Below are 9918 nucleotides of genomic sequence, written 5' to 3' on the forward strand. Positions count from 1 at the left end.
CGCTATGGTTGCGCGCGTTGCAAAATGGCTGCCACCAGTTCTTGATTGAGCGGCACGCGGATACCATGTGTGGCGGCGCGACTGACGAGATAGCCATTAATGGCGTCGATTTCCGTCGCGCGACCATGATAGACATCTTGATGCATGGATGAGTAATTGGCCGAGGTCAAGGTTATCACTTGGGTCACTCTGGCTAATAATTGCTGTGGATTTAATGCGATGCCTTCAGCGGCAGCAACGGCAATGAATTCGTTAATAATTGTTAGTATTTGAGCGGCATACTCTGGCTTAGCGAGTTCTCCGTTGGTGCAATTATTGAGTGCAGTTAACGGATTGATCACGGCGTTTACCGCCAACTTTTGCCAAAGTGCACCAATGATATCACTTTGCCAATGACAATCATCAATGGCGCGTTCCACTTCAGCACGTAGTGAGCTTGAGAAGACGGGTGGCCTAAATTGCCCCCAGTGCGTCACGCCTTGACCTGTGTGTTTGATGGTATCTCGACTCACGCGCAGCGCGGCTTGTGAAGTGGTCCCTAGCAGCAATCCTCGTCCTGCCAACATCGCATCCACGGCTAAGTGCGGCCCTAAGCCGTTATGCAACAGTAATATGTGGCAGTCTAAGGGCAATAACGGCATGAAAGGCGTTAAGGCGGTGACGACTTGATGGGCTTTGACCGTGACTATTAGCAGTTGGATTTCTTGCAATTGCTCTCGGGTGAGACCCTCAACACTGAGACCCTGGTGCGGGGATTGACTGGTGAGACCATCGAGTTTAATCACCGTTAGGTGCCGCGGGATCGTCGCGGCTAAATCGCGCCATAACAGCACGCTGGCAATACCGGCATGCGCGAGTTGATGGTGCCACAGTTGGCCAATGGCACCAGCCCCGAGAATGGCAATATTAGCCGCTTGAGCACTCATTGAGTGTCGCTCCGCAGTGTGACTCTCAGGCGCTGAACCCCCCATAGCATCAGATAAAATAGGCCGACACCGGCCATATCAGCGATCCAATCAGCAAGCTCGGCACTGCGATAAGGCAAATAGGATTGCACGATTTCAATCAATAAAGCATAACCTGCCATGATCACAATCAACACTGACCATTTAGGCTTAAAGGCTAGGTAGGTTAATAGGGATAAACAAAAAAAACTGCTCAGATGACCAATTTTGTCTAAATAAGGGATCGCTTGAGAATAGCTAGGGCGAGAGAACACCAGATAGCTTATCACTAACACGCTAAGCAATAACGCCAGCTTAAATAAAATACGTTTAACTATCACGGCATATAAATCGTTAACTAAATGAGCGCCCATCATATGCAAATGGGCTGAGGCTGTCACCTGTGACGTTTGAAATAAGCTTTTATCTTCACCTAGGCGCCGATGGCAGTTAAAATTAGAGTTAATTTTATTAGGTTAGGAAATGTTGTTATGCCTTCTTTTGATATTGTCTCTGAAGTTGATGAAGTTGAACTGCGCAATGCGGTCGCCAATTGTAAGCGTGATCTAGATTCACGCTTTGATTTTCGTGGGGTTGAGTGTGAGGTTGATTATAAAGATAACCAGGTGAGCCTGCGTTCTGAATCTGATTTTCAATGTAACCAGATGGTGGAAGTATTGCGGACCGCGCTAAGTAAGCGCAATGTTGATCCTGCGGCAATGGAAGTGGAAGATAAAGCTGTGCATTCAGGCAAGTTCTTCACCCTAAAAGTTAAATTCAAGCAAGGTATCGATACTGAAACCGCCAAAAAATTGGTGAAAGAAATCAAAGCCAGCAAGATTAAAGTCGTGGCAGCGATACAAGGGGATTCAGTACGGATCACAGGTAAGAAACGTGACGACTTACAGGCGGTGATGGCATTGGCGCGTAACAGTGATTTAGGCCAGCCGTTCCAATTTAATAACTTCCGTGATTAATGAGTGTGATGACTGCCCAATGGGCAGTCATCACAATTAGCGGTGCATTAAGAAGAGCTATTGGGTGAGTGGCCGGTTTTTGCTTCGGTTTTTGTCACTTGCGCTGCCGGTACGTTGCGACTAACTAGATGAATGAGGATTAACACCGGGAAGCCTATCAGGCTGCAGGTAATAAAAAAGCTGACATAGCCAAAGGCATCGACATATTCGCCGGAGAAACCCGCCACGAATTTGGGAAACAACAACATGATGGAAGATAGCAGTGCGTATTGTGTTGCTGTGTGGCCACTTGAGGTCAGACTCGACAGATAGGCGATAAAGGCTGCGGTGGCGATCCCTGCACTCAAGTTGTCGATGGCAATCACCAGCGTCAGCAGTGACACGTTGTAGCCTATGGCGGCTTGTAGGGCAAACAATAGGTTCGTCGAGGCCACTAGCAATGCCCCGAGAAACAAGATCTTCATGATGCCAAACTTGTTCACCAGCAGCCCTCCGAGAGCCGCACCCACCAAGGTCATGATCAGGCCATAAACCTTAGATAAAAACGCGATTTCCTCTTTTGAAAAGCCCATATCGACGTAAAAAACGTTAGCCATAATACCCATGACGATATCTGAGATGCGGTAACAGGAAATCATCAAGAGTATTAGCAGTGCGTGTTTGCCATAGCGTTTAAAAAAATCGGCGAAGGGGACAACAGCGGCGCAGTAAAGCCAAGAGAGCCCAGCGGCCAACCAACGAGGGTAGCGTTGATTAAAATCGGCTTTTATTTGACGCTCTTGCTCATCGACCGCTTGGGTGTCCACCATAGGCTCTTGGGCACACAGGGTCGTGATGATGCCGACAATCATCATGGCGGCCATGGCCATGTAGGCGGTTTGCCAGCCGACAAGCGAGTAGCCATCTTCTGTGGGAGAGGCCCAGGCGGCGATAGTCAGTGCGCCAGCGGTGGCGAGGATCATGGCGGAGCGATAGCCCATCTGATATGCCGCGGCTAAGGCTGCCTGCATCTTCTCAGGGGCGGAGTCAATCCGAAAGGCATCCACCACAATATCTTGAGTGGCAGAGGCGATTGCGACCATCAAGGCAAAAACTGCCATAGTTTTCAGATCCTGTTGAGGGTCGGTATAAGCCATGCCCAATATCGCAATAACTAATACAGACTGGGCAACTAACATCCAACTGCGGCGCCGCCCTAATAATGGTGTTAATGGCAGAGACACTCTGTCAACCAAAGGCGACCAAATCCATTTGACAGCATAGGCCAAGGCAATCCAGCTGAAATAGCCAATGGCGGCGCGATCTACCCCAGCTTCTCTTAACCAAAACGACAGCGTGGAAAATACCAACATCAAGGGTAAGCCGGAAGAAAAGCCAAGTAAGAGTAAAATCAGTACACGTCGCTGACAATACACAGAAAAAGGCGCGATAAGGCGCGAAACAAATGACATAGCAAAAAATGAGTGACTAATTGTGGGGTTAGCTTACGGTGCTGTTATGGCTTGGGCAAGTAAAACAGCGGCGGGGCCATAAAAGAAAAATAGCCCGGCAAGCCGGGCTAATAGGTTGACATCTTCAAGGCTTCCATCCTAGTTAATGGCGTTATTGCAACTAAGGACATACTCCTACACATGAGGACGGTTTTTGGCCGCCGATGCTGAGATAATCAGAATACTGCTGTATTTGCTGGCGCAAAAATCGATTCCCTCTCAACACCCAGTCGGGCCATTTGTCAAAATTGTGTAGTAAGTGCCAGAACGCTTGCTCTATATCAGACTGAGCTTCGCCCTGATAGTCCCCCTGCTGCCATTCTTCCAGGGTGTCCCACAGGTAAAGCTGGATTTCATCAAAGGCTATTTGATCCGTCAAATAAGCATTGGTATAAAAAGCCAGCTGGGGCGCCTTATTATCGATGAACTCTTCACGGGTCATCGTGTCGCCTCCACATTGTTGTACTTACGCTTCGCAATTTTTATTGCCATTTCAGTATAGGGAAAAAGCGATATTGCTCAAGCAAAAATAGCTGGCTTTTTAATCACCTCTGGCGTTGCAATTTAGCAAATATTGTCTAAGCAACCCCAGTAAATCACCGGATAATAGGTTAATTTCTAGGTAATAATGTGGCCTTGTTCAATATCACTGGTTGGATCGGCACATCGGGCCAATTTAAGGTTTGATTGTGGCCGGTGGCAACGTTTGACATGGCTTGCAACACTTCCATACCACTGATCACTTCGCCGAACACCGCATAACCCCAACGCCGAGATGACGGATCTAAGCGGGTGTTATCGGCAACATTGAAATAAAACTGGGCCGTGGCGCTATGAGGCGACATTTCACGAGCCATGGCGATAGTGCCTAGGCTATTTGATAGGCCGTTGCCAGACTCGTTGACGATTTCTGCGTGCGTGGGTTTCTCTTTGAAATCGGGGCTTAAGCCTCCACCTTGCACCACAAACTCATTAATAATGCGGTGAAACAGCGTGTTGTCATAATGGCCTTGTACCACATAGGTTAAGAAGTTATCCACCGTGATGGGGGCTCGAGTTCTATCAAGCTCCACGACTATGGTCCCAAGGCTGGTGTCCATTTTGACTTGAGGGTATAAGGTATCGGGTTGAATATCGAGTGCCATTGCGTGGCTAGTCAACAGCAGGCTGAGTGCGGTTATCCATGACTTCATTGATTGGCTCCCGTTAAAAATTGATTGAGTTCACTATCGGTGATGATGGCGGTGGAAATCTCAGCCAATAAGCTATTAAGTTCGAGTTCAAGGCTGGCGAAGTCGGCACTGAAAGGTCCGGTGCGTAGACCACGATTTGAAAATTGCTTACTGAGGGTTTGATTGCCGCGAGTGGCGACAACATTGATGATAATCAATGTCGAAGCTTCGTAATTAAGTGCATTTTCATCAACTTGAGTCAATAACGTTTGTAGCGCTAGCGTGAGCTCAGTACTGCTGGCTGGATCGATTTGGTAGCCTGCGTCAGTGAACCCTTGGCGCATCATAGCCTCAATTTGCTGGCGAGGCGGCTCAGCTGGGCTGACTAATTTGGCGGCTTCATCTTCTTGATTAAATTGCACCACGAAATTAGCTTTACGGGTATCTAAGGTGGTGATCGCCAGTGGGGTCGATTGCTGAATTTGCGCAGTTATGCCGCTGACACTTGGCGCTAATACAATGACATTTGGCGGGGTACTAGCACAACCGGCCAACAGTAGGGTGCTTAATAAAATAAGAGGAGTAAATTTCATAGTAAATAAGGCGTTGTGAATTTTAATGCAGCATACCAGAAATTGGTGGTTCTGAAACTTTTGCTGATATTGGCCGCTAATTTTTCTCGGTTGAGACCCGTGCCACAGCGGAGACTAGTCTGGTGATATTCACGGCGCTGCCGTTTTTTACAAAATGATAACTTTTGGCTTTTGTCTGGCGAGGCTTCAAGGTAGAGTAAAAGTTCAATTTATTGAAGTGTAACAACAATGACTAGCCATCAAGCCGACATCGATCGTTTTCAACCATGTGCACCACTGCTCACCACCAAGGCACCGGCTGCTTTAATTGGTGCCAATGGCCAACCACAGTTCGGTCACTTTGATGGGCCGGTGGCCAGCCTCAATTTAGCTGATTTTGATTACCAAACCTGCATGGATACCGCGGCGTCTAAGCTCGCCAAATATTTCCATTATAAGCAATTTCAATTTGTGTCGATCCGCACTCGCGATTATATCTTGGGCGTCGCTTTGGCGGATATTCGTTATCTCGGCAGTGGTTTTGCTTATAGTTATCACATCAACAGTAATCAATTATCTGAAATGAACTGGTTATCAGCCGCGGGGTATCAAACCCAGCCTTCACCTCTCAACAGCCTAGGTAAAATTGGCCATCGACATGGGCAAGTTGCTATCAACATAGTGGATGGATGTTGGCATTTACGCGTGAGCTCCGCCGACATGAATGCTGAACTGTCATTAACGCCTATGCCACTGAGCTTACCCTTGGCCTTGTGCAATCCCACGGGATATAGCGGCTGGACCTATACCCAAAAGCATAATGCCTTAGCCGTGAAGGGGCGCCTTGAGATCAATGGCACTTCGGTGAGTTTAATCGATGCCATTGGCGGCTATGATTTTTCAGCCGGATATATGCGACGTGATACCAGTTGGCGCTGGGCGTCGATGAATGCCCTAACGGATGTTGGCACTATTGGTTTTAATTTAGCGGCCGGTGTGAATGAGACGGGATTAACTGAAAATGTGTTTTGGTGTAATGGAGAACGTCATTTACTGGGGCCAGTACATTTTGAATTTAATCGGAAAGCACCGAGTGACCCCTGGTTAATCACCAGTGTCGATGGTCGCGTTAATTTACGCTTTAGTGGACTCAATCACCGCAGTGAGAAGCGAGATTTGTGGTTACTTCGGAGTAATTTTCGGCAAAATATTGGTCGTTTTAGTGGCGATATTATCGATAACAATGGTCGACTTCATCAGTTCTCTGAGGTCTTTGGTCTCAGTGAAGATCACTATGCGCGCTGGTAAGTACTAGCGCTTACCAGCACATAAGGAACCCGTGTCTATGGAATGGTTAGTGGAACACCCCGATTGGTTGTTAATGCTGTTAGCCCCAGTGTTTATTGTCTGTATGGGGCTTGAATGGTATGTGGGGCGGCGTCATGGCAAACTGCCAACATCGGCTCATTATCGCTGGCAAGAGGTGAGCTGTAATCTGGTGCTTGGTGGATTACATCAATTGACGGACATCACTGTTGGCTTAGTTGTGATCCAGATTTATCTGTGGCTTTTTGATTGGCGCCTATTTGATATCACCATGGGAGTCAGCAGTTTCTTAGCCCTCATGCTAGCGCAAGACTTTTGCTATTACTGGTTCCATCGTGCGAGTCATCGCGTCCGTTGGTGGTGGGCGGCGCACTCTACTCACCATAGCTCTGAAAGCATGAATTTTAGCACGGCGTTTCGTCAGAGTTTAATGTACCCCTTCGCCGGTATGTGGCTTTTTTGGGTGCCATTAGTGATCATAGGTTTCCCACCTAAATGGGTGGTGTTTTCGGTGCTGCTTAATCTCGGATTGCAATTTATTATTCACACGCAATGGATTAAAAACTTTGGTTGGTTTGATTGCTTGTTTAATTCACCGAGTCATCACCGGGTTCATCATGGTCGAAATCCGCAATACATAGATAAAAATTATGCGGGAGTGCTGATCATTTGGGACAAGCTATTCTCGACCTTTGAACCCGAGGTTGCACCGGTAGAATTTGGAATTACTAAGCCGGTGAATAGCACCAATCCGATTAAGGTGACGTTTGCTGAATGGCAAGACATGTGGCGAGAATTTACGGCCGAGGGCCTAAGTTGGCGTCAGCGTATCGCGGTGATAGTGCAACCCCCTGTGGGCCTTTCATCGCAGCAAAATGACAATAAATAGCAAAAAACAGCAGGGGGAGTCATGCTCCCCCTGTGAATTCAGCCGTTAAGGTCACAATGTTTATTCAGATTGTGGTAGCGCTTCAAGCGGGCTGTAATCGAGCTCTTCGAGTTGCTCATTAACACATTCAAGTAAATAGCTATCAAGGTTAATTTGTTCAACCTGTTGTTCGATGGCCATGTCTTGGCAGACTTGGATCATGCTAATCAGCTCGCCTTCAGGTGCCATGGGTAATTCAATGGCCACTTCATCATTTGCAACGCTAGACCAGCTTATCAGGATGCTAACAGCCACAATTGATCTTAATTTCATGATTTTTCCTTAATGGTCAAATTCACAACCCACAGGCACTGTGCCTATGACCATGTTGTGATGGCGACGATTGTTGCATAAAATTTCACCAACGGATATCGCGAAATTCTGCCCGTGTCGGCAACAAAACTTTGACAATCTTAATTGGTTGTTAACCTAGGGCGTGGCTGATTTAAGGTTGGCCTTGGAGTAAGCGGCAGCCACAAACGGTATTACTTGGCTGGAATAACACCACGGCATAATCCTCTAGCGCATTGGCCTCAAGCACTTCAATATTGAGGTGATGTAGTCCTTGATGATTCAGATTGAGGCTGCTGATGTAGGACACATATTGCATATGTGCCGGCATCGGCTCTTCAGTGGTGGTTTCTTGTTTTGAGGTGACTTCGATATGGATGAAGTGTGCCGATGAGGATGACGCTAGTGCACGTCCTTGCATTAAAATACTGCCGGCAGGCGCACCTTCTTTATTAAAATAACGATAGTTGACTTGTGCTTTATTGCCATTATGGCTTAAGTCGACGATTAAATAGTGCTCTGCCTCGGTGGCATGATCGAGTTTATTAAATAACTCCGACGTACAATTTAATAATACTGGTTCTGTCTTTGCTTGGGGTAAAAGCACAAGATAGGCACCGATTGCGCTGATGCAGACAAGCAATAGTCCAAACCAGACGTTATTATGCTTTTTCACAGAGTCGGACCTCATTTAGCCATTGAGCTGAAATAAACTGTTTATCTTGGCGCCGGTCGGTAATTTTTAAGTTTCTGACCTGAGCATGACCCTCAATATTGCCTGTTAGGGTTACATTGAGTACCTGACTGTCGTGGCTGAGTGACATATACACCTTACGCCAGTACGCCAGTTGGCATTCAGTTAATACGGGTTTGATGATGTTGGCTTGCTCGAGAAGGAGCGCATTATTGGTTTTTGAACTTGAAAACAGTAATAGCTCCACCGGCCCGAGCGTGGAGGCGAGTGTAAATTGTGTCAATGGCGGCGTTGTTGATGACAGTTCTTGGCTGGGTTGGTAAATGACATACAGGGTGAGGTACACCAGCAGTGCCGAGATGACGCCGGTAGTGTGTTTGATATATGTTGCCGGCAATATGGGGGCTTGGCGATGATTGGGGAGATGACTGAGCATCTGATACCCTTGGCCTTTGACGGTTTGGATATGAGCTTCATCTTGCGGCCCAAGAAAACTACGCAGCATAAACACTGCCCGTGTCACCGAGGCATCGGTGAGGGCCGGAGATAATAACTCGTCACCGCGTAATTGTTTTTTGCTAATGGTGCTATCTAAGTGTTGGCTAAGTTGGCTTAATACGTGTAATTCGGCTCTTGGTAATATCCACACTTCGTTATTGGCACGTCTAATTAACTCTCCCTTGCCGATATCCAAATAGCAATCTCCGATTTGCATATGCCCTCCTAATTAGCATGCAGGGGTCAGTATAATTAGCTGGCGAGTAAAATGATGTGATCCCTTCAGTGATCTGCGCGAGAGCCCGTGCCGGATGAGAGTTAAATGGTTAATGCGCGAACTCCATCACGTTAATAAATACCGATAAATATTAATCAGCATAGATAAATAATCTGTAAATGAATGAGAACGATCTGGCTATATATAGATATCACTGTGATTGGTTGTTGAAGTAGAGCATCATGCCGCTAATGGCAGATAACACCGATCCTTAACCCCGCCTTTTAATACTGGGTAATAAATATCATCGGTCACTTTATTTATTGATGACTTAGCTAAGCTCGGCTCCATACCGCATATCGGTCAGGGCTGATTATCTACATCAAAAGTTAAGGAGTGATTATGAATATGAATCGACGTAACGCCATGGGCTCTATCTTAGGCATTGCCGGCTTAGCCGCTGGAGGCGTACTGGCACCCAGTCAAAGTTTTGCCGCCTTAGGACACTATCAATTAGCCCTAGGGGATAAGCTGAAATACGTGCCACTTGATGCGATGGCGACAGCTAAGCTGGCCTATGAAACCGGTGGCGGTTGTATGCATCAAGTGTTTCATGCCATGGTTACCATGTTGGCAGCATCAAGTAGTGTCGATGGGCGTTGTTGATCAAATGGTTCACGTAACGTACTGATCTAATGACACTTACTCTAATTACTCAACTCGGTAACTAACAGGCATACCTAGTCTTATGACTTTGTTCATTGCCTTGACGTTAGCTAACACCTCTCCGACTTGTGCATTGTAATCTC

12 protein-coding genes and 2 pseudogenes are annotated in these 9918 nt (G+C 47.0%); 4 read left to right on the forward strand and 10 right to left on the reverse strand.

The features are described from left to right. Window positions 1-2 precede the first annotated feature (2 nt). Both KU855_RS09565 and KU855_RS09570 read right to left on the reverse strand, forming a co-directional pair. Window positions 3-926, reverse strand: a complete 924-nt coding sequence (locus KU855_RS09565; protein WP_218530064.1) for a 2-dehydropantoate 2-reductase — start codon at window positions 924-926, stop codon at window positions 3-5. Further along, window positions 923-1285 carry a VanZ family protein gene (locus KU855_RS09570; RefSeq protein ID WP_218530081.1) on the reverse strand — a complete coding sequence of 121 codons (363 nt, stop codon included), beginning with the start codon at window positions 1283-1285 and terminating at the stop codon, window positions 923-925. Before KU855_RS09570 ends, KU855_RS09565 begins: the two co-directional genes overlap by 4 nt. A gap of 150 nt (window positions 1286-1435) precedes the next feature. On the opposite strand from KU855_RS09570, the gene KU855_RS09575 reads away from it, so the two are divergent. Continuing rightward, complete coding sequence (locus tag KU855_RS09575; protein ID WP_218530065.1) at window positions 1436-1921, forward strand: YajQ family cyclic di-GMP-binding protein; 486 nt, start codon at window positions 1436-1438, stop codon at window positions 1919-1921. Between the two features lie 47 nt (window positions 1922-1968). On the opposite strand, the gene KU855_RS09580 is transcribed toward KU855_RS09575, so the two are convergent. From KU855_RS09580 to KU855_RS09595, 4 genes are all read right to left on the reverse strand, one after another. Then, the gene (locus tag KU855_RS09580) at window positions 1969-3372 is read right to left on the reverse strand and encodes an MFS transporter (protein ID WP_218530066.1); all 1404 of its coding nucleotides are present in this window, start codon (window positions 3370-3372) and stop codon (window positions 1969-1971) included. A 160-nt stretch (window positions 3373-3532) separates the two neighbouring features. Continuing rightward, a complete protein-coding gene (locus tag KU855_RS09585; RefSeq protein WP_218530067.1) occupies window positions 3533-3853 on the reverse strand; it encodes a hypothetical protein in 321 nt (106 codons plus the stop codon). A 169-nt stretch (window positions 3854-4022) separates the two neighbouring features. Next, on the reverse strand, window positions 4023-4604 hold the full coding sequence (locus KU855_RS09590; RefSeq protein ID WP_218530068.1) for a peptidylprolyl isomerase: 582 nt from the start codon (window positions 4602-4604) through the stop codon (window positions 4023-4025). Beyond that, a complete protein-coding gene (locus KU855_RS09595; protein ID WP_218530069.1) occupies window positions 4601-5176 on the reverse strand; it encodes a YajG family lipoprotein in 576 nt (191 codons plus the stop codon). The genes KU855_RS09590 and KU855_RS09595 overlap by 4 nt, the downstream gene beginning before the upstream one ends. Window positions 5177-5404: 228 nt before the next feature. On the opposite strand from KU855_RS09595, the gene KU855_RS09600 reads away from it, so the two are divergent. Together KU855_RS09600 and KU855_RS09605 are read left to right on the forward strand one after the other, a co-directional pair. Further along, entirely contained in the window at window positions 5405-6463 is a 1059-nt protein-coding gene (locus tag KU855_RS09600) for a DUF2804 domain-containing protein (protein WP_218530070.1), read from the forward strand. 31 nt (window positions 6464-6494) lie between these two features. Further along, on the forward strand, window positions 6495-7370 hold the full coding sequence (locus KU855_RS09605; protein WP_218530071.1) for a sterol desaturase family protein: 876 nt from the start codon (window positions 6495-6497) through the stop codon (window positions 7368-7370). A gap of 60 nt (window positions 7371-7430) precedes the next feature. On the opposite strand, the gene KU855_RS09610 is transcribed toward KU855_RS09605, so the two are convergent. The 3 genes from KU855_RS09610 to KU855_RS09620 all read right to left on the reverse strand — a co-directional run bounded on the left by KU855_RS09610 (window position 7431) and on the right by KU855_RS09620 (window position 9109). After that, window positions 7431-7682, reverse strand: coding sequence for a hypothetical protein (locus tag KU855_RS09610; RefSeq protein WP_218530072.1), 252 nt, complete (start codon window positions 7680-7682; stop codon window positions 7431-7433). A 172-nt stretch (window positions 7683-7854) separates the two neighbouring features. Continuing rightward, window positions 7855-8376, reverse strand: coding sequence for a hypothetical protein (locus tag KU855_RS09615; protein ID WP_218530073.1), 522 nt, complete (start codon window positions 8374-8376; stop codon window positions 7855-7857). Next, on the reverse strand, window positions 8363-9109 hold the full coding sequence (locus KU855_RS09620; protein WP_218530074.1) for a winged helix-turn-helix domain-containing protein: 747 nt from the start codon (window positions 9107-9109) through the stop codon (window positions 8363-8365). The genes KU855_RS09615 and KU855_RS09620 overlap by 14 nt, the downstream gene beginning before the upstream one ends. Before the next feature lie 402 nt (window positions 9110-9511). Between KU855_RS09620 and KU855_RS09625 the strand changes: the two are divergent. Next, a pseudogene (locus tag KU855_RS09625) lies at window positions 9512-9763 on the forward strand (cytochrome C); the annotation flags it as partial. 57 nt (window positions 9764-9820) lie between these two features. On the opposite strand, the pseudogene KU855_RS09630 reads toward KU855_RS09625, so the two are convergent. Further along, window positions 9821-9918 (reverse strand): annotated as a pseudogene (locus tag KU855_RS09630) (IS5/IS1182 family transposase); the annotation flags it as partial.

It is taken from the genome of Shewanella sp. NIFS-20-20 (assembly GCF_019209865.1).
Classification (GTDB): domain Bacteria; phylum Pseudomonadota; class Gammaproteobacteria; order Enterobacterales; family Shewanellaceae; genus Shewanella.

Coding starts and splice junctions, on each gene's coding strand:
- KU855_RS09565 (WP_218530064.1), bottom strand. CDS start 926: ATGAGTGCTCAAGCGGCTAATATTGCCATTCTCGGGGCTGGTGCCATT.
- KU855_RS09575 (WP_218530065.1), top strand. CDS start 1,436: ATGCCTTCTTTTGATATTGTCTCTGAAGTTGATGAAGTTGAACTGCGC.
- KU855_RS09580 (WP_218530066.1), bottom strand. CDS start 3,372: ATGTCATTTGTTTCGCGCCTTATCGCGCCTTTTTCTGTGTATTGTCAG.
- KU855_RS09585 (WP_218530067.1), bottom strand. CDS start 3,853: ATGACCCGTGAAGAGTTCATCGATAATAAGGCGCCCCAGCTGGCTTTT.
- KU855_RS09590 (WP_218530068.1), bottom strand. CDS start 4,604: ATGAAGTCATGGATAACCGCACTCAGCCTGCTGTTGACTAGCCACGCA.
- KU855_RS09595 (WP_218530069.1), bottom strand. CDS start 5,176: ATGAAATTTACTCCTCTTATTTTATTAAGCACCCTACTGTTGGCCGGT.
- KU855_RS09600 (WP_218530070.1), top strand. CDS start 5,405: ATGACTAGCCATCAAGCCGACATCGATCGTTTTCAACCATGTGCACCA.
- KU855_RS09610 (WP_218530072.1), bottom strand. CDS start 7,682: ATGAAATTAAGATCAATTGTGGCTGTTAGCATCCTGATAAGCTGGTCT.
- KU855_RS09620 (WP_218530074.1), bottom strand. CDS start 9,109: ATGCAAATCGGAGATTGCTATTTGGATATCGGCAAGGGAGAGTTAATT.